Here is a 17,040-nt window from a genome sequence, read left to right on the forward strand (position 1 = left end):
TGAATAGCTGACCCGCAATACGGGTTCGTTGAAATGCGTAGGGCCGCGCTCAGATACTGCGCTGGCTAACCCGCGCAGATAACGCTTCGGCCGTCTCGCGGCGCTCCGAGTAGCGGTCCACTAGGTAATCGGACTGCTCACGCAATAACAGGGTGAACTTCATCAGCTCTTCCATCACATCCACCACCCGGTCGTAATAAGCCGAAGGCTTCATGCGGCCACACTCAAACTCCAGAAAGGCCTTGGGAACTGAAGACTGATTGGGGATGCAGACCATGCGCATCCAGCGTCCCAGTACGCGCAGCTGATTGACCACATTGAACGATTGCGAGCCACCGCATACCTGCATTACCGCCAACGTCTTGCCCTGGGTAGGGCGCACGGCGCCCAGCGCCAACGGCACCCAGTCGATCTGCGACTTGAATACGCCGGTCATCGCACCGTGTCGCTCTGGCGAGCACCAGACCTGGCCCTCGGACCATTGCATCCACTCGCGCAGTTGCTGCACCTTGGGATGAGTGTCCGGCGCGTCATCGGGCATCGGCAAGCCAGAGGGATCGAATATGCGCGTTTCCGCGCCCAGGTGTTGCAGCAGCCGCGCGGCCTCCTCCGTCAGCAAACGGCTGAAGGAAGTAGGTCGATTGGAACCGTACAACAGCAGAATACGCGTCGGATGTTGCAGTTCAGGCGTTCGCCCGAGCTGATCAGTATCAGGGGCTGGCAACTGATCAGCATCCAGGGCAGGAAGGTCATCTTTCATGTTTGGCTCCTGGTGATCAGCAACAGGCTGACTGACGTAGCGGGCGATCGCCCATGGCCCCGAGTTGATTCAGGTTCGCGTCTAACCAATCGGCGTTGGCCTGCAAGGTGCTTTGCAGCACCTGCGTAACCCACTCGGGCAGATCCGCCGCCAGGCTGTAATACACCCACTGACCCTGCCGACGATCCTGCAACAGACCGCATTGGCGTAGCTCGGCCAGATGGCGGGAGATTTTCGGTTGGCTGACGTCCAGGGCACAGGTGAGCTCGCACACACACAGCTCGCCTTCTCGGGCGATCAGCAGCATCGAGCGCAGGCGCGTTTCATCAGCCAGGCACTTGAAGACTTTGAGGGGTAACAACTGCATCCACCGGTACTCCGGATTCCATTTGAAATCACCATATATGAAATTTCGTATATATGAAATAGTGAATATATAGTGCGCGGCTTAATCGATGCGCGGGTTAGTTTGAGTCCGCTTGGATTCCCGCCTGCGCGGGAATGACGAGTGGGCGCGGGAATGACGAGCAAGGGGGGTCTGATTCCGGTCGGGAGGCAGACGAAGACCGAGGGAGAAAGCAGCGCCGCGCGGGGAAAACGCGGCGGGCGCAGGGCTATGGCGTTAGATCAACAGCAGCGTCGCCAGGCCAAGGAAGGCAAAGAAGCCAACAACGTCGGTCACGGTCGTCAGTATCACCCCGCCCGCCAGCGCCGGGTCAATGCCAAACCGGCGCAGAATCAGTGGGATGGTCAAGCCAGCCAACGCGGCGCACACGAGATTAAGCAGGATCGCCGCAGCAATGATGCCGCCAATTTTCCAACTGCCGAACCAGAACACCGCCAGCGCTGCGACCACCACGGACCAGAGCAGACCGTTGAGCAGGCCGATACCCATTTCCTTGACCAGCAGCGCCTTGGCATTGCCGCCTTCGACCTGGCCCAGCGCCAGACCACGAATCACTAGCGTCAGGGTCTGGCTCCCTGCGATGCCGCCCATACTGGCCACGATGGGCATCAGTACCGCCAGTGCCACAATCTGCTCCAGGGTGCCCTGAAACTGGCCGATAACCCAGGCGGCGAGAAAGGCAGTGATCAGGTTGATGCCCAGCCACACCGAGCGGCGCCGGGTACTGGTGAGAATCGGCGCAAACATGTCGGCCTCGTCATCCAGACCGGCCATATTCATGATCGCCCGGTCGGAATCCTCACGGATAATGTCCATCACGTCATCCACGGTAATACGCCCGAGCAACTCGCCCTGCTCGTTGGTCACCGCCGCGGACAACATGTCCAGATCCTCGAATCGCCGAGCCACTTCCTGGCTGCTGAGTTCTACGCCCAGCGGTTTGAAGTCCGCGTCCATGACCTCGCTGACCTTGGCATCCGGCGAGCTGGTCACCAACCGGCTCAAACGCAACACACCCTGGTAGCGATTCTTGCGATCCACCACCATGACCTTGTCGGTGTGGTCCGGCAAATCCTCCAGCAGACGCAAATAACGCAGAATCGAACCCACCTTGACCTCTGCCCGCACCGATATATGGTCGGTGTTCATCAGGCCGCCGGCACTGTCCTCCGGATAGGAAAGCATCGCCACCAGTTGCTGGCGCTTGATCTCGTCCATCGACAGCAACAGCTGCCGGCCCGAGCCCTTGGGCAGCGCCTGAATCAGGTCAACCAGGTCATCCAGATCGAGCTTGCGCGCAGCAGCGACCAGCTCTTCTTCATCCATCTCCAGTGCAAGATTGGCCCGCACCTCGTCGTGCAGGTGCACCAGCACCTTGCCGGCGCGTTCGTTATCCAGCGTTTCCCATACCGCGCTGCGCTCATCCGGCGGCAGGGCCTCAAGCAAGCCCGCGGCCTTGGCCGGATGCATATGCCGGAAGACCTTGCCAATACGCTTGAACTTGCCCGCTTCCAGCGCCTCACGCACGCTACTGATCTGTGTGTACAGGTGCTCTTCACCGGCATCCAGCGCTTCTTCCAGGCCGGGTTCGTCGTGGTCGCGGTGCAGCGTGGCGGCCAGTTGGGGAGTGAGATGGCGCAGCACAGCCGCTTCCTGATCGTCGCCGACCTGCTGCCAGACCGCCTGACGCTGCTCGCTGTCCAGCGCTTCGAGCAGGCTGGCAAGTTTTCCCGGGTGCATCGCGCGCAGCAGTTTGCGCAAGCGCTTGTGCTTGCCTTTGCTGAGCGCATCAATTACCGCATCCTGTGCGGTATGAATGGCGGTATGAGAGCCGCCGACCCGGTCTTCACTGCTCAAAAACGATACTCCTGTGATGCTGAAGGCAAACTGGCGGGACAGTGTTCAGACGCCGAAGAAGAGTAATAGATCACCCTATGTTACAAGCGGGTACACATTGTGCAGGTGGTTTTAATGTAACCGCAGCGCTATGCCAGTGCCAAGATCACCGGCCGCGCAATAGAAGGGTTTGAAACGAGTCAGGCCGCCGAATGGCGGCCTGACGGGGAGCGTCACTCTTCGTAGGCTTCGATCGGCGGACAGGCGCAAAACAGATTGCGGTCGCCGTAGACGTTGTCGATGCGGTTCACACTCGGCCAGAACTTGTTGGCCGCGACCCAGGCCTGAGGGAACACCGCCTCCTGCCGGGAGTAGCTGCGCTCCCATTCCCCAGTAATATCAGCCAAGGTATGCGGGGCGTTGTGCAGCGGATTATCCTCGGCACTCCACTCGCCCTTCTCCACCCGGCTGATTTCGCTGCGGATGGTCAACATGGCATCGACAAAGCGATCCAGCTCGGCTTTGGATTCGCTCTCGGTCGGCTCGATCATGAGCGTTCCGGATACCGGGAAGGACATGGTCGGCGCATGGAAACCGAAGTCCATCAGGCGCTTGGCGACGTCTTCCTCGCTGATGCCGGACGCGGCCTTGAGCGGGCGGATATCGATGATGCACTCATGCGCGACGCGGCCATTACGGCCGCTGTACAGCACCGGATAGGCCTCGCCCAGGCGCTTGGCCAGATAGTTGGCATTCAGGATCGCAACCTCGGTGGCCTGGCGCAGACCCTGAGCGCCCATCAGCGCAATATAGGTCCAACTGATCGGCAAAATGCTCGCGCTGCCCCAGGGCGCTGCACTGACCGCGCCGTTCTCTTCATTCGGGCCATCCAGCGGCACGACCGGGTGATTGGCAACGAAAGGTGCCAGGTGCGCCTTGACGCCAATCGGGCCCATGCCCGGGCCACCACCGCCGTGGGGAATACAGAAGGTCTTGTGCAGGTTCATGTGCGACACGTCGGCACCGATGTCCGCCGGGCGGGTCAACGCTACCTGGGCATTCAGGTTGGCGCCGTCCATGTACACCTGGCCGCCGTGCTGGTGAATGATGTCGCAGATCTCGCGAATGCCTTCTTCATACACGCCGTGAGTGGACGGGTAGGTAATCATCAGGCAGGACAGGTTGCCAGCGTTGTCTTCCGCTTTCTGACGCAGATCGGCGATATCCACGTTACCCTGATCATCGCAGCTGACCAGTACCACGCGCATGCTCGCCATCATCGCCGACGCCGGGTTGGTGCCGTGAGCCGAGGTCGGGATCAGACACACATTGCGGTGATCGTCGCCATTGGCTTCGTGGAACTTGCGGATCGCCAACAGGCCGGCGTACTCGCCCTGCGCGCCAGAGTTGGGCTGCATACAGATGGCATCAAAGCCAGTGATCTCGCGCAGCATGGTTTCCAGCTCGTCGATCATGATCTTGTAACCCTGGGCCTGCGCCAGCGGCGCAAAGGGATGCAACTGGCCGAATTCGGGCCAGGTGATCGGAATCATCTCGGTGGTGGCGTTGAGTTTCATGGTGCAGGAACCCAGCGGAATCATCGCGTGGTTAAGCGCCAGATCCTTGTTTTCCAGGGACTTGATATAACGCAGCATCTCGGTTTCGGAGTGATAGCTGTTGAACACCGGGTGCGTCATAAATGCCGACTGACGACGCAGCGCGTCGGGAATGCCCAGGCCAGAAGCGGCGACCTGATCATCCAGCGCGGCCAGATCCTGGCTTTGCTGATCACCGGTAAAACATGCCAACAGCGCTTCTACGGTGCTACGGGTGCTGGTTTCATCCAGGCTGACGCCCAGGTGATCGGCGTCGATCAGGCGCAGATTGATCCGCGCATCGCGAGCGCGTTCGACGATCTCTGATGCATTGCCCGGTACCTTGAAGGTCAGAGTGTCGAAGAAATACTGATTCTGCCGGGTGATACCGCGATTTTCGAGTGCGGTAGCCAGTATTCCGGTCAGACGCTGAACACGCTGGGCGATGGTCTTCAAGCCTTCCGGCCCGTGGTACACCGCATAGAAACTGGCGATATTCGCCAGCAGCACCTGTGCGGTACAGATGTTGGAGTTAGCCTTCTCGCGGCGAATATGCTGCTCGCGCGTCTGCAACGCCATGCGCAACGCGCGATTACCGCGGGTATCGATCGACACACCGATGATGCGACCCGGCATTGCGCGTTTGTAGGCATCACGAGTGGCAAAGAAAGCCGCATGCGGCCCGCCGTAGCCCATGGGTACACCAAAGCGCTGCGCCGACCCAAAGACCACATCCGCGCCCAGCTCACCGGGCGGCGTCAGCAGCACCAGGCTAAGCAGGTCAGCCGCGACACAAGCCAGGCCGTTCTGCGCATGTACAGTATCAATCAGCGGTTTAAGGTCACGAATCTCGCCCCAGGTATTCGGATATTGGAACAACGCGCCGAATACTTCGTGCTGACCCAGGTCGGCGACATCATCGACAACGACGTCAAAGCCAAAGGCTTCGGCCCGGGTCTTGACCACAGAAATGGTCTGCGGATGGCAATCCTGATCGATAAAGAACAGGTTGCTCTTGCTCTTGGCTACACGCTTGGCCAGGGCCATTGCTTCGGCGGCAGCGGTGGCTTCGTCCAGCAGTGAGGCGCTGGCCAGCTCCATGCCCGTCAAATCAATAGTCACCTGCTGGAAATTCAGCAGCGACTCCAGACGGCCCTGGGCAATCTCCGGCTGATATGGCGTATAGGCGGTATACCAACCGGGGTTTTCCAGTACGTTACGCAGGATGACCGTCGGCGTCAGAGTGCCGTGGTAACCCATGCCGATGCAGGAGGTATAAATTTCGTTCTTGCTGGCCACGCCCTTGAGATACCCCAGCACTTCCGCTTCGCTGCGTGGTGCCTGCATGTTCAGCAGATCCTTGCGCAGGATACTTTGCGGCACGGTCTGGTTGATCAACGCATCCAGCGATTCGACACCGAGGGTATCGAGCATGGCCTGCTGCTCAGCGGCATCCGGGCCGATGTGGCGGCGCAGGAAGGCATCGGTCTGTTCCAGATCGGTAAGGCTTGGGGTACGGCTCATGGGGGGCACCTGTTAAAAATATGTAGGGCTGTATCGTAGTGGTTCGGGTAGTCCGTGCCTGCCAGGTACAGCGGTCTCAGACTCGCCGTGAATACATCCGTGTAGGCTCATCGATGGCATCCATGCCATCGACGGTCTGAGACCGCCGCACCTGGCAAGCTCGCCATCGCCGCAGAGCACGCGGGTCCGCAGGAAACATTGATCCGTAGCACGGAGCCAGATCAGCGCTGTTGGCTTTCACCTGTTTCAGACCGTCGACGCCCTGGACGGGCGTCGCCGAGCCCACATGGATGTGCTTGTAGCGTGTCTGGAACAGGTGAAAGCCAACAGCGCAAACCACTCAAACCTGTCCTGATCAATGTTGCCTAACGCGAAATCAGATGGACGCACCATAGGCATCAGCATCCATCAGCTTGTCCAGCTCACTGGTGTCAGACGGCTTGATCTTGAAGAACCAGGCGCCCTCATAGGGCTCGCTGTTAACCAGCTCCGGGCCGTCGGCCAGGGCTTCGTTGACCGCAACCACTTCACCGCTGACTGGGGCATAGATGTCTGAAGCAGCTTTCACCGACTCGACCACAGCGCACTCTTCACCGGCGCTGACGGTACGGCCGACATCGGGCAGCTCAACGAAGACCACATCACCCAGCAAGTCCTGAGCGTGGTCGGTAATACCGATAGTAACGGTGCCATCAGCTTCCTGACGGGTCCATTCGTGGCTGGCAGCGTAACGCAGATCAGCAGGGATATTGCTCATGGGATGATCCTCAACAGAAATGGGAAAACTTATTCGAATACGGCCTGACCGTGACGCACAAAACCGGGCTTGATCACCCGAACGTCCATCAGCTTGCCGCGAATCTCGACTTGCGCCTTGTCACCAGTGGCGCGCGGCACTCTGGCCAGAGCGATGGAGCAGCCCAGTGTAGGAGAAAAACTGCCACTGGTAATTTCGCCCTCGCCAACACCCTCGACGATGACCTTCTGATGGCCGCGCAGCACCGCGCGCTCACGCATCACCAGACCTACCAGCTTGGGCTGATCACCCGCTTCACGCTGGGCCTCCAGCGCCTTGCGGCCGATAAAGTCACGCTCGGCAGGCTCCCAGGCAATGGTCCAGGCCATATTGGCTGCCAACGGCGAAATGGTCTCATCCATATCGGAGCCGTAGAGGTTCATGCCGGCTTCCAGGCGCAAGGTGTCACGCGCGCCTAGGCCGCAAGGCTTGCAGCCAGCAGCGAGTAATGCGTTCCAGAATTCGGGGGCCTGATCGGCGGGGAGGATGATTTCCAGACCGTCCTCACCGGTATAACCGGTACGGCCGATAAACCACTCATCTTCGATCAGGCCCTGGAAGGGCTTCAGATCATTGATCAGCGAGGCGCGGCGATCACTGACCACGCTGGCGGTGACTGCACGCGCCCGCGGCCCCTGAATGGCCAGCATGGCCAGGTCGGAGCGCTCGGTGAGTTTGACAGCAAAGCCATCAGCCTGACTGTTCATCCAGGCCAGGTCTTTCTCGCGAGTGGCCGCGTTGACCACCACGCGGTAGCCATTGTCGGCCAGGTACACAATCAGATCGTCAATAACGCCGCCCTGCTCATTGAGCATGCCGCTGTATAGCGCCTTGCCAGCCGTGGTCAACCGGGCCACGTCATTAGCCAGCAGGTACTGTAGAAAATCCTTGGCTTCGCTGCCGGTCACATCTACTACGGTCATGTGCGAGACGTCGAACATACCAACATCACGGCGTACCTGATGATGTTCTTCCATTTGCGAGCCGTAGTGCAGGGGCATATCCCAGCCACCAAAATCGACCATTTTGGCGCCGGATGCCAGATGCTGATCATATAGGGGAGTGCGCGAACCCATGCGGCCGTCCTTCAATGCTGAGGGAGTGTATTAGGATGTGAATTGTAGCCATAAACGCAGCGCTTTTGCAGCTTTTGACCCAGATTCAACGCCGCGCTGATCGACGGATCAGCACAATCACCGGAATCAAGCCTACCAGCACCAATGTCAGCGCCGGCAAAGAGGCTCTGGCCCAGTCGCCTTCAGCAGTCAGACCATGGATACGAACTGCCAGGGTATCCCAACCAAAGGGGCGCATCAGCAGTGTAGCCGGCATTTCCTTGAGCACATCGACGAACACCAGCAGCGATGCACTAAGAATACCTGGCAGCAGCAACGGCAGATAAATCCGGATGAACACCCGCCAGCCCGACTGCCCTAGGCTTTGCGCCGCTTCCGGCAGCGACGGTCGGATGCGCGCCAGTGAGGTGTCCAACGGACCAAAGGCCACCGCCATAAAACGGATAAGGTAGGCCAAGAGCAGCGCAAACAGGCTGCCCAGCAACAGCGGCGCCGGTTGCTCTTCACCCAACCAGCCGCGAAGGGGGATCAGCAAGTGATTGTCGGCGATGCTGAAAGCAAACATGATTGCCACCGCCAACACCGAACCCGGCAACGCATAACCCAGATTGGCAACGGCCACGGCGCTGCGCACCCTGCGTACGGGTTGAAAGCGTCGAGCCAGGACCAGCAGGATGCCCAGCGTCACCGTCATCAACGCGGCCATGGCGCCTAACAGCAGGGTGTTCTGGATCAAGGACCAGTAGCGCTCATCCAAATCGTTCAAGCCACTGCGCAGCAGCCAATAGGCGAGCTGAATAACCGGGATGATAAAAGCGACCGACAGTACCAGCAGACAAAAGCCTGTTGCTAGCGCCGCCTTGACGCCGCGCAGACGGTAGATGGCACCCTGGCGCGGCCGATCAATGCCGGGAAAGCGCTTGCTGCCCTGCGCGCGGCGTTCAGCGAACAACGCCATGAACACGAACAGCAGCAGGACGCTGGCCAGTTGAGTAGCTGTTTGCAGGCTGAAGAATCCGTACCAGGTCTTGTAGATAGCCGTGGTGAAGGTGTCGTAGTTAAAGGCTGATACCGCGCCGAAGTCCGCCAGCGTTTCCATCACCGCAAGAGCGGTACCAGCGCCAATCGCCGGTCGAGCCATAGGCAGCGCAACTCGCCAGAAGCCCTGCCAGGGTGTCTGCCCGAGGATGCGCGAGGCTTCCATCAAACCCTTGCCCTGCGCCATGAAGGCGCTGCGCGCCAGCAGATAGACGTAGGGATAAAACACCAGCACCAGAACGGTAATCACGCCACCGGTGGAGCGTATTGAAAACATGCGAAAATCGCTGCCTAACCATCCCCGCAGAAAGGTCTGCACCGGGCCAGCAAAGTCCAGCACACCGATCATCACAAAGGCCAGCACGTAGGCAGGTATGGCAAAGGGCAGCATCAGTGCCCAATCCAGCCAGCGCCGCCCGGGGAATTCGCACAGGCTGATTAGCCAGGCCAGGCTGACACCCAGGATCAACACGCCGATGATCACCCCGACGACCAGGGTCAGCGTATTACCGATCAGACGAAATAACTGGGTTTGCAGCAGGTGAGACCATATTTCACCATCCACTGCCTGCCAACTGAACAGCAGCACCAGCAAAGGCATGATGACCAACGCAGCAGAAAGATAAGCAACCCAGCGCCAGCGGGGCATAGTGGATATCAGGCGTCTGGGCACAACCGCTCCTGTTGGTTTGAAAGTCGATAATCGGAAACGGACACGCCCGGTTCAGGACCGGGCGCGCAGTATATCGAGAAAAACCAGTTGTGACTCATGGCCGGCGAAAGTCGGCCATGAGTTCCGAGCGAATCAGTCCCAGCGCTCGCGATCCATCAACATGACGGCTTCAGGCTGGCGACGGCCGGCCACTTCCACATTGATGGTGTCTTTTTTGAAATCACCCCAGGCCGCCACTTCATCAGACGGCTTGACCGACTCATTGGCAGGGAACTCCTGATTCACATCAGCAAAGATTCGCTGGGCTTCCGGCGTGGTCATCCACTCCAGGAACTTGATCGCCTCTTCCGGCTGCTTGGTGTGCTTGGTAACACCGGCACCCGAAATATTCACGTGCACGCCGCGGTCATCCTGGTTCGGCCAGAATAACGCCACTTTCACGTCCGGATTGTCCTTGTGCAGACGGCCGAAATAGTAAGTATTAACGATACCCACATCACACTGACCGGCATCGATCGCTTCCATCAATGACGTATCGTTGGAGAATACCGGGGTCTCGAGGTTGCTTACCCAACCCTTCACCACCTCTGTCGTGCGCTCTTCACCCAGGGTTTCGATCATGGTGGCGACCAGCGACTGGTTATAGACCTTCTTCGAGGTACGCAGGCACAGCCGGCCTTTCCACTCGTCATCTGCCAAGGCTTCATAGGTGCTCAGGTCTGCAGGATCAACCCGCTCGGTAGAGTAGACGATGGTGCGGGCGCGCAACGACAGACCCGTCCACTGACCACTTTCTGCCCGGTACTGACTGGGGATATTGCCCTCAATGACATCCGACTTGACCGCGCGGAACAGCCCCATTTGCTCGGCTTGCCACAGGTTACCCGCATCCACGGTGATGAACATATCAGCGGGAGTGTTGGCACCCTCAGCGCGCAGACGGGCCATCAAAGGCGCTTCGCTGTCAGTTATGTAGTTGATCTTGACGCCAGTCTGCTCGGTGTAAAGCTCGAATACCGGCTTGATCAGATGTTCCTGGCGGGATGAGTACACCACCAGTTCCTTGGCCTGGGCGACGCCAGTGAAAGCAGTCAGCGCCAGACTTACGGCAGCAACAGAACGGATAAAGGACATGGGCACGCCTCAGATTATGAAAATCGAAACAAGATGGTAATGATTCATATTTAGTTTATCAACTGTTACTCTGTGTGGGCATGTTCCTCCGCATGCCGAGCCAACGGGGGCAAGCGGCCGGTCAATCCCATCGCGCGCCGAATAATGATGGATTTCAGCGTGCCCTGCTGATCCAGCCATTGCATACCCGCGTTGCGAAGCCAGCGCAAAGACAGCGCATCGGCATCAAACAGCCGCTCAAAGCCTTCCATTGCTGCCATCACGCCCAGGTTGGCGCCCATACGCCGGCGCTCGTAACGCTGCAATACCGCCAGATCGGAGAGCCTTTCGCCGCGCCCCAACGCTGCCTTCAATACATCGGTCAATTCAGCCGCATCGAGCAACCCCAGATTGACGCCCTGCCCTGCCAGCGGGTGGATGCTGTGGGCCGCATCGCCGACCAACACCAGCCCGTCCATCACGTAGTCTTTTGCGTGGCGCTGGCGCAGCGCAATGCAGTGCCGAGCATCTACCGCAAACACCTGGCCCATCCGCTGCTCAATGGCTTCGGCAATGTCAGCGGCAAAGAGGTCATCAGACAGCGCCATCACCCGCTGAGCCTGATCCGGCACCAGCGACCAGACAATCGAACAGTAATGCCGCCCGTCCACATCCGGCAGTGGCAGATAAGCCAGCGGCCCACTGGGCAGAAACCGCTGCCAGGCAGTGTCCTGATGCGACTGACTAACCTGCACTGTGGTCACAACCGCGCTATGCAGATAATCCCACTCCCGCATGGCGAAACCCGCCAGCTCACGCAGCTTCGAGTTGCCCCCATCCGCGGCAACGATCAGCGGCGCATACAAACGTTCGCCGCCCACCAGGCCCAGGCGCCAGCCATCTTCTTCGCGGACCAGAGCCTCGACTTGCCGGCCGCCCAACAGGGTGACCCGGGAAGCGCGCAATGTATCCAGCAAGGCCTGTTGAATGCGATGATTCTCGACGATATGCCCCAGGCGTGGCTCGTCCAGACTGTGGGCGTCAAAGTGAATTTCCCCAGTGCCCTCCGCATCCCACACGTGCATATGGCGATATGCGCAACGCGCCTCGGCAGGGATGAGGGGCCACACGCCCAACTGAGTAAAAATACGCTCGGAGGCGGCGCTGAGCGCGCTGACTCGCGGATCGTAGCCAGAGGCCGTTGGCTGGCCGCTCAATGGCTGGTCGAGCGCCACCGCGTCCAGCACCGCGATACGCAAAGGCGTCTCGGCGAGCGCTGCGGCCAATGTCGCGCCGACCATACCCGCCCCGACGATTATCAGATCATATTGCTGGGCCAAGACCTTCTCCTCAAGATGCCTAGTCAGGCTTTCAAGCCCATAGCCCGCCGGGCAAAAAGGCGCCGCGCCGGTGGGAGCATGTCCAGACCCAACAAGCCGAGATTGCGCCCCATGGTCAGTAATGGCTGCGAATTGCTGAACAGCCGGGTCAGATAATCACTGAAAGCGACCGTCTGCCGCTGGTCTTGCTGCTGGCGCTGCAGGTACTGCTGCAACGTCGCCAACTCACCAGGCAAACGCTGCTGGCGGCCTGCGGCAATCAAGGTATCAGCCAGTGCCAGGGTATCGCGCAACGACAGGTTAAAACCCTGCCCGGCAATCGGATGCAGGCTGTGCGCCGCGTTACCCAGCACCACCAGATGCGGACGCACCTGCTCCTGCGCTTCTATCAGTTTAAGTGGGTAGCATGCGCGACTACCGACCTGGGTCAGCGCCCCCATACGGTAGCCAAATGCGTCCTGCAAGCGCGCCAAAAAGGCTTGATCAGGAAGAGACGCGACGCCGGCAGCCTCTTCTTCCGGCAAAGTCCAAACCAATGCACAGCGCTTGCCCGACAGCGGCAGCAGGGCTAGCGGGCCCGACTGGGTGAAGCGTTCGTACGCGACCGAATCATGCCCTTCGGACGAACTGACATTCGCGATAATGGCCATCTGACCGTAGGGTTTAACGTCGCGATGCACGCCAAGTTGTTCGAGCAAGCCTGAACGCCCCCCATCAGCCAGGACCAGCAAGTCGGTTCGCAGCTGCTGCGTTACGCCGTTCTGCTCGACATCCAACGTGTAACCACCCACCTGCGGCTGCACCCGGGAGACCCGAGCCGGCGCCAGCCACTCCACTACGTCATGATCCAGCGCGCCGAGCAACACCTTGCCCAGCAACGCGTTTTCTACCACATAACCCAGCGCGGGCACGCCTTCCTGTTGTGCCTCCAGCCGGGTGACGCCAGGATGACCACGATCGGACACGTGGATTCGCCGAATCGGCTCGGCACCCTTGGACAGTTCGGCCCATACACCGAGGCGCTCCAGCAGCAGGCGGCTACCATGGGATAGTGCCGTGGCGCGCGCGTCGTAGCTGGTCTGATGGCCTTCGCCAGGCGGATGCGCTTCAACCAATCTGATCCGCCAGCCAGCTTGCTTGGCGAAAGCTTGCAAGGCGAGCGCCAGGCAAGCGCCGACCATGCCGCCGCCGACAATGCTCAGCTGGCTGCTCACGCAGGCACTCCGGCACCCTGACGGGCTTCAGCCATCAGCGCTTCAATTTCATCCGGATCCTTGGGGACGCTGCCGCTGAGAATCTCGCAGCCGGACTTGGTCACGACCACATCATCTTCGATACGCACACCAATGCCGCGCCATTTACGCGGCACGCTGTCGTCGTTCGGGGCAATATAGATACCCGGCTCCACGGTCATGACCATACCCGCTTCCAGCTCGCGCCATTCGCCGCCGACCCGGTAGTCACCGACATCATGTACATCCATGCCCAACCAGTGGCCAGCGCGGTGCATGTAGAAACGCTTGTAGGTTTCGTTGGCAATCAGCTCTTCCAGATCGCCCTTGAGCAGGCCCAATTCCAGCAAGCCTGCAGTAATGACCCGCACAGTAGCTTCATGCGACTCATTCCAGTGGCGACCGGGGGCGATCACTTCGAATGCCGCGTGCTGGGCAGCCAGTACTATGTCGTAGATCGCCCGCTGCTCAGTGCTGAATCGACCGTTGGCGGGAAAGGTACGGGTAATGTCGCTGGCGTAGCAATCCAGTTCACAGCCGGCGTCGATCAGGATCAGGTCACCGTCGCGGATCTGGCTGGTATTCTCGGTGTAATGCAGGATGCAGCCATTACGCCCGGCAGCGACAATCGAGGAGTAGGCCGGCGAGCGGCTGCCATGGCGCATAAAGGTGTGCTGCAATTCGGCTTCCAGCTGATACTCGTAGGCGCCGGGCCGGCACACTTGCATCGCGCGGACATGCGCCTGCGCCGAGATTTCTGCGGCAGCCTGCATTACCTTGATTTCCGCCGCACTCTTGTACAGCCGCATGTCATGCAGCAGGTGATCCAGTGCGACGAATTCGTTGGGCGGCGACGCGCCGAGGCGCGCCTTGCTGCGGATCACATTGATCCAGTTGGTCAGCCGCCGATCAAAATCCTGGTTGGCGCCCATCGCGTAGTAGACGCGCTCGCGGCCTTCGATAAGGCCCGGCAGAATATCGTCGACATCGCTGATCGGGAACGCATCATCTGCGCCGTACTCACTGACAGCGCCCTCCTGCCCCGCCCGGTAGCCATCCCAGAGCTCGCGCTCCTTGTCTTTCTCGCGACAGAACAGTACATATTCGCCATGTTCACGTCCGGGAATCAACACCGCCACCGCTTCGGGTTCGGGAAAGCCGGTCAGGTACTGAAAATCGCTATCCTGGCGATACTGGTGCTCCACATCACGATTGCGCACATAGACTTGCGCAGCCGGCAGCACGGCAATGCTGTTGGGCTCCATTTGCGCCATCAGCGCCTTGCGTCGGCGCGCGTACTCTTGCCTGGATATATGCATGCTTACCTCGTGACGGGCTTTTATTAGCCGGAGTGTTCGGTACTCAACGTTCAGCGATAAATCAATGCAGCGCCGCTGGCGGCTTGGCCTGCTTGTCCGCCTCGGGCTGGCATTCACTGAAGATCATCAGCACTGCCATGCGCACGTACTCCATGACTTCCATGAAATCGACCTCATTGGCCTCGGACTCTTCCAGATCCGTTTGCACCTGAGCAATCGCGGCAAAATCATGCAGCGCGCTATCGGCCTCCTCGCTCAGCTCGCCCTCACGCTCGACCAGCCCGAAACCACCTAGAAAGCCTTCACACCACTGGCCCAACGCTTGAGTGCGGTGATCTACCGTGGCGCTGTCGTCCGGCAATAGCAAGGTTACATCGAAGCCGCCGCCGGACAGCTCTGCCAGGCTGGCGTCATATAGCTGAATCAGTTGCACCTTGCCAGCTTCGGGCACAGTGCCGCGGGCGTCCAGCAACTCACTGGCGACATTCAACCAGGTACCATGGTCGTAACGTGCACCAGCGGACAACCGCCCAACCAGGTGCCCGTGCATCTCGGCAGGGAAACCCGCCGCACCCAGATCGTTGAACAATTGCGTGTAGCGGTCGAAGTCAAAAACGGAAGGCATCAAAGCCATAATATCGGGGCCTCTCGGGGGGCATAAGCAGGGTAAGCAGATAACTTTGCAGGAAATGTTTCCATTGTTGTGTAATCTACTGCGCAACAGCATCAGGGTCCAGTCTACCAGCCAGCACCAGGCCGGCACACACGCCAAGCAGGAACCGTTGTTTGACCGCCTTGAACAGCCCCACTATAGTTGGCCAAAACCGGGATGACAGAATGGCGCAAATGGAAGAACCCGATATCAACACGCTGACCCTCAAAGTGGGCCAGTTGATCGAGCTGTGCGATAGGCTCCAGGCACAGAACCAGCATCTGCATGTCCAGGAAAAAGCTTGGCGTGAAGAACGATTGCAGTTAATTGAAAAGAACGATTTGGCCCGTCAGAAGGTCGAAGCCATGATATCGCGTCTCAAATCCCTGGAGCATGATTCATGAGCACCGCCCTGACTGTCACTTTGCACATCCTTGACAAGGAATATCGCGTCAGCTGCCCGCCGGAAGAGCGCAGCAATCTGGAACAGGCTGCGCGCCATCTGGATACCACCATGCGCGACATCCGCAACAGCGGGAAAGTGATTGGCATCGAGCGCATCGCAGTCATGGCCGCGTTGAATATTAGCCACGACATGCTTACCGGTACGCGCCAGCAGGACAGCACGCTGGACAGCCAGCAAAAGCACATCAATGACCTGGTTAGCCGCCTTGATCAGGCCCTGGCCCGCCATCAGCCCTGAGCAGTCAGACCCAATCGGTCATGAAAGTGCGGGGAGAAACCTGTATAGTGGCTTCTGTCCCTGGGGTGTTTGCCAGTCGGTGATGTCCCTGAGCCGATACTCCTGTAGAAGGAGGCCACGCGTTGCTGCCAGTGTGCATGTCCGCATGACGGAAAGCCTGAGGAAGTGCCGTGTCCCCCACCTTGAACTTTCGGGTTCAAGGGCTAACCCGACAGCGGCATTTCCGGGGACTCTACCTTGAATACAGCATCAAGAAGCGCGCTACGCAGTCAGTTGCGCGCAGCCCGTCGGGCGCTCCCCCCTAGTCAACAACGTCACGCCAGCCGCCAGCTGTTTCGTCGCCTGGCCCAGCATCCGCTGTTCCGACGTAGCCAACATATTGCTTTCTATCTGGCAAATGACGGCGAAATCGATCCCGCACCACTGTTCAAGCACGCCCGCCAGTTGGGCAAGATTTGCTATGTGCCGGTGCTGCGACGCTGGCCGTCAACGAAAATGGCCTTTCAACGCCTTACCCCTGACCAACGCTGGCATAAGAATCGTTTTGGTATCAGCGAGCCGGTGGCCAATGCGCGATTGCAAACCCCCGCCTGGCGGCTGGATTTGGTGATGATGCCGTTGGTAGGGTTCGATCCTCAGGGTAACCGCCTGGGAATGGGCGGTGGATTCTATGACCGCGCGCTAGCCTACCGCCAGCGCCGCCGCACCTGGGCCGCCCCACACCTGCTGGGCCTGGCCCACGATTGCCAGAAAGTTGCTGTTCTGCCGGTGGCCTCCTGGGACATCCCACTGGACGCCATTATGACCGACCAGGAGTTCATCTCGCTGCGCTGAGTCAGGCCTCTCGGTTCAAGGTAAGTGCAGCTGCGTCGGCTCTGATTGCTCAAGATAACCATGGGTGTACCCGGTAGCGACCACACCGACACAAAAAACCATTATCAACACCCACAACAGATCAGGTTTGCGACGCACCTCAG

Annotated in this window: 15 protein-coding genes and 1 other RNA gene; 4 read left to right on the forward strand and 12 right to left on the reverse strand. The window is 59.5% G+C overall.

Annotated features, from left to right (window positions below; all coding sequences use genetic code 11):
- Nucleotides 1-49: 49 nt before the first annotated feature.
- From arsH to EAO82_RS19080, 12 genes are all read right to left on the reverse strand, one after another.
- The gene (gene arsH, locus EAO82_RS19025; protein WP_096347086.1) at nt 50-760 is read right to left on the reverse strand and encodes an arsenical resistance protein ArsH; all 711 of its coding nucleotides are present in this window, start codon (nt 758-760) and stop codon (nt 50-52) included.
- 16 nt (nt 761-776) lie between these two features.
- Nucleotides 777-1,127, reverse strand: a complete 351-nt coding sequence (locus tag EAO82_RS19030; protein ID WP_096347085.1) for a metalloregulator ArsR/SmtB family transcription factor — start codon at nt 1,125-1,127, stop codon at nt 777-779.
- Nucleotides 1,128-1,382: 255 nt separating this feature from the next.
- Nucleotides 1,383-3,023, reverse strand: a complete 1,641-nt coding sequence (gene mgtE / locus EAO82_RS19035; RefSeq protein ID WP_218838631.1) for a magnesium transporter — start codon at nt 3,021-3,023, stop codon at nt 1,383-1,385.
- A gap of 212 nt (nt 3,024-3,235) precedes the next feature.
- Complete coding sequence (gcvP, locus tag EAO82_RS19040; RefSeq protein ID WP_096347084.1) at nt 3,236-6,121, reverse strand: aminomethyl-transferring glycine dehydrogenase; 2,886 nt, start codon at nt 6,119-6,121, stop codon at nt 3,236-3,238.
- A gap of 376 nt (nt 6,122-6,497) precedes the next feature.
- Nucleotides 6,498-6,878, reverse strand: a complete 381-nt coding sequence (gene gcvH, locus EAO82_RS19045) for a glycine cleavage system protein GcvH (RefSeq protein ID WP_022961701.1) — start codon at nt 6,876-6,878, stop codon at nt 6,498-6,500.
- Nucleotides 6,879-6,907: 29 nt separating this feature from the next.
- On the reverse strand, nt 6,908-7,993 hold the full coding sequence (gene gcvT / locus EAO82_RS19050; protein WP_096347083.1) for a glycine cleavage system aminomethyltransferase GcvT: 1,086 nt from the start codon (nt 7,991-7,993) through the stop codon (nt 6,908-6,910).
- 85 nt (nt 7,994-8,078) lie between these two features.
- The gene (locus tag EAO82_RS19055) at nt 8,079-9,680 is read right to left on the reverse strand and encodes an ABC transporter permease (protein WP_096347082.1); all 1,602 of its coding nucleotides are present in this window, start codon (nt 9,678-9,680) and stop codon (nt 8,079-8,081) included.
- Between the two features lie 156 nt (nt 9,681-9,836).
- The gene (locus tag EAO82_RS19060; protein ID WP_096347081.1) at nt 9,837-10,838 is read right to left on the reverse strand and encodes an extracellular solute-binding protein; all 1,002 of its coding nucleotides are present in this window, start codon (nt 10,836-10,838) and stop codon (nt 9,837-9,839) included.
- A gap of 65 nt (nt 10,839-10,903) precedes the next feature.
- Nucleotides 10,904-12,157 (reverse strand): FAD-dependent monooxygenase, encoded by a 1,254-nt coding sequence (locus tag EAO82_RS19065; protein ID WP_096347080.1) that lies wholly within the window; start codon nt 12,155-12,157, stop codon nt 10,904-10,906.
- A 23-nt stretch (nt 12,158-12,180) separates the two neighbouring features.
- On the reverse strand, nt 12,181-13,371 hold the full coding sequence (ubiH, locus tag EAO82_RS19070; protein WP_321540956.1) for a 2-octaprenyl-6-methoxyphenyl hydroxylase: 1,191 nt from the start codon (nt 13,369-13,371) through the stop codon (nt 12,181-12,183).
- Nucleotides 13,368-14,708, reverse strand: a complete 1,341-nt coding sequence (gene pepP / locus EAO82_RS19075) for a Xaa-Pro aminopeptidase (protein WP_096347079.1) — start codon at nt 14,706-14,708, stop codon at nt 13,368-13,370. Before pepP ends, ubiH begins: the two co-directional genes overlap by 4 nt.
- Before the next feature lie 61 nt (nt 14,709-14,769).
- Nucleotides 14,770-15,342: a UPF0149 family protein gene (locus EAO82_RS19080; protein ID WP_231703245.1), complete on the reverse strand. Its 573-nt coding sequence runs from the start codon at nt 15,340-15,342 to the stop codon at nt 14,770-14,772.
- A gap of 212 nt (nt 15,343-15,554) precedes the next feature.
- Here EAO82_RS19080 and EAO82_RS19085 point away from each other — a divergent pair, with 212 nt between their 5' ends.
- The 4 genes from EAO82_RS19085 to EAO82_RS19100 all read left to right on the forward strand — a co-directional run bounded on the left by EAO82_RS19085 (nt 15,555) and on the right by EAO82_RS19100 (nt 16,897).
- Nucleotides 15,555-15,764: a TIGR02449 family protein gene (locus EAO82_RS19085; RefSeq protein WP_096347148.1), complete on the forward strand. Its 210-nt coding sequence runs from the start codon at nt 15,555-15,557 to the stop codon at nt 15,762-15,764.
- Nucleotides 15,761-16,063, forward strand: coding sequence for a cell division protein ZapA (locus EAO82_RS19090; protein ID WP_096347078.1), 303 nt, complete (start codon nt 15,761-15,763; stop codon nt 16,061-16,063). Before EAO82_RS19085 ends, EAO82_RS19090 begins: the two co-directional genes overlap by 4 nt.
- A 54-nt stretch (nt 16,064-16,117) precedes the next feature.
- A non-coding RNA gene (ssrS, locus tag EAO82_RS19095) (6S RNA) lies at nt 16,118-16,297 on the forward strand.
- Nucleotides 16,298-16,300: 3 nt separating this feature from the next.
- Nucleotides 16,301-16,897, forward strand: a complete 597-nt coding sequence (locus tag EAO82_RS19100) for a 5-formyltetrahydrofolate cyclo-ligase (protein WP_096347147.1) — start codon at nt 16,301-16,303, stop codon at nt 16,895-16,897.
- Nucleotides 16,898-17,040: the final 143 nt, after the last annotated feature.

Origin of the sequence: Halopseudomonas pelagia (assembly GCF_009497895.1) — a bacterium.
Lineage (GTDB): Bacteria > Pseudomonadota > Gammaproteobacteria > Pseudomonadales > Pseudomonadaceae > Halopseudomonas > Halopseudomonas pelagia_A.

Excerpts from the sequence above, each read along its gene's own strand:
- arsH (WP_096347086.1), bottom strand. The coding sequence starts at position 760 with ATGAAAGATGACCTTCCTGCCCTGGATGCTGATCAGTTGCCAGCCCCT.
- EAO82_RS19030 (WP_096347085.1), bottom strand. The coding sequence starts at position 1,127 with ATGCAGTTGTTACCCCTCAAAGTCTTCAAGTGCCTGGCTGATGAAACG.
- gcvP (WP_096347084.1), bottom strand. The coding sequence starts at position 6,121 with ATGAGCCGTACCCCAAGCCTTACCGATCTGGAACAGACCGATGCCTTC.
- gcvH (WP_022961701.1), bottom strand. The coding sequence starts at position 6,878 with ATGAGCAATATCCCTGCTGATCTGCGTTACGCTGCCAGCCACGAATGG.
- gcvT (WP_096347083.1), bottom strand. The coding sequence starts at position 7,993 with ATGGGTTCGCGCACTCCCCTATATGATCAGCATCTGGCATCCGGCGCC.
- EAO82_RS19055 (WP_096347082.1), bottom strand. The coding sequence starts at position 9,680 with ATGCCCCGCTGGCGCTGGGTTGCTTATCTTTCTGCTGCGTTGGTCATC.
- EAO82_RS19060 (WP_096347081.1), bottom strand. The coding sequence starts at position 10,838 with ATGTCCTTTATCCGTTCTGTTGCTGCCGTAAGTCTGGCGCTGACTGCT.
- pepP (WP_096347079.1), bottom strand. The coding sequence starts at position 14,708 with ATGCATATATCCAGGCAAGAGTACGCGCGCCGACGCAAGGCGCTGATG.
- EAO82_RS19080 (WP_231703245.1), bottom strand. The coding sequence starts at position 15,342 with ATGGCTTTGATGCCTTCCGTTTTTGACTTCGACCGCTACACGCAATTG.
- EAO82_RS19085 (WP_096347148.1), top strand. The coding sequence starts at position 15,555 with ATGGAAGAACCCGATATCAACACGCTGACCCTCAAAGTGGGCCAGTTG.
- EAO82_RS19090 (WP_096347078.1), top strand. The coding sequence starts at position 15,761 with ATGAGCACCGCCCTGACTGTCACTTTGCACATCCTTGACAAGGAATAT.